This window comes from Kitasatospora sp. NPDC059571, assembly GCF_042735675.1.
In the GTDB taxonomy this organism is placed as follows: Bacteria; Actinomycetota; Actinomycetes; order Streptomycetales; family Streptomycetaceae; genus Kitasatospora.
The window spans coordinates 16,908-18,398 of sequence record NZ_JBHWBW010000126.1; the positions used below are offsets into that span (position 1 = coordinate 16,908).

At 76.2% G+C, this 1,491-nt stretch carries 1 protein-coding gene; it reads left to right on the forward strand.

What is annotated here, in order from left to right:
• Nucleotides 1–410: 410 nt before the first annotated feature.
• Nucleotides 411–1,301, forward strand: a complete 891-nt coding sequence (locus ACFV0G_RS16785; RefSeq protein ID WP_380547357.1) for a SigB/SigF/SigG family RNA polymerase sigma factor — start codon at nt 411–413, stop codon at nt 1,299–1,301.
• The last annotated feature ends 190 nt before the right edge of the window (nt 1,302–1,491 follow it).

Consider the following 1,491-nt stretch of genomic DNA (forward strand, 5'->3'; position numbering starts at 1 on the left):
GCGGGCGCTCGCGGGGGCGCCACCCCGGGGGGGGGGGATCTTGCCCCCCACGGCCGGTGGGCAACACGCCCCGGGGCCGGGGGCGCCGCAGCCCCGCCCCGGCGGGCCCGCACGTCGGGGCGGTGGGGTCTGACGGCGCCGGGCCCGATCGGGCCTGCTGCCCGGTCGCGTCCGTGTGCTCTCACCCGACGTTCGGTGCCGTGCCGGGGGCGGATGGGTGGCGGATTCGGCCGACGGCGTCCGCCCCGGCCGCACGGGCCCGAGGACCGGCGCCGACGTGGCGGGCCGGCGAGCGATGTGGAGGAGGGGTGAAGGGGTCGGGGTTATCCGGTGACCTTTCCGGCCCCGGGGGTCTGAGCTCCGAACCACCGGGCAGGCGAGCCGCCGACGAACCCACGGAAGGGACGGCCATGGCAGTGATGAGTGAGGCGTCGACGATCGGCACGGTTCCGGCGGCCCGCGGAGACCGCGCCGCGGCCGTAGCGGCCCCGGCCCCGGTCGAGGACCGGCCGCTGATCGACGACCCGTCCGCGGTCGCACCCGCGGACGCCAAGGCGCTCTCGGCGAGCCTGCTCGTACGGCTCCGCACGCTTGAGGAGGGCACGGCCGAGTACTCGTACGTCCGCGGCACGCTGATCGAGCTGAACGTCTCGCTGGTGCGCTACGTCGCCCGGCGGTTCCGGCAGAGCGGCGAGCCGATGGACGACATCGTCCAGGTCGGCACGATCGGCCTGATCAAGGCCATCGACCGGTTCGACCCCTCGCGCGGCCTGGAGTTCGTGACCTTCGCGATCCCCACCGTCGTCGGCGAGATCAAGCGCTTCTTCCGGGACACCACCTGGGCCGTGCACGTCCCGCGGCGGCTCCAGGAGCTGCGGCTGGCCCTCGCCAAGGGCCGCGACCACCTGGAGCAGACGCTGGGCCGCCCGGCCACCACCGCCGAACTCGCCGCCCACCTCGGCATCTCCGAGGAGGAGGTCGTCGAGGGCATGGTGGCGGGCAACGCCCACACCGCCGGCTCGCTCGACCTGCGCGAGGAGGGCGAGGGCGGCGACGGCTCGCTGCTCCAGCGCCTCGGCCGGTACGACCCGGGCCTGGAGAAGGTCGAGAACCTGGAGGCCCTCAAGCCGATGGTCGCCGCCCTCGGCGAGCGCGACCGCAGCATCCTGCACATGCGATTCGTCGAGGAGCTGACCCAGGCGGAGATCGGCGCCCGGCTCGGCGTGTCGCAGATGCACGTCTCCCGGCTGCTCGCCCGGATCCTCGGCGGCCTGCGGGCCGGTCTGCTCGGCGGCGCCTGACCCGACCCGGCCGCCGCCCGCGGCACGCCCGGAGGCGGCGCACCGGAGTCCTGACGTCCTGACGGCCCCCGCACGGTCCGACCGTGCGGGGGCCGCCGCCGCGCCCCGCACCCCCCTCAGAACGCCCGGGCCAGGAACACCTCGGCGGGGTGGCGCCACTCGCCCGCCCCGTAAACCCCGCCCCTCGGCC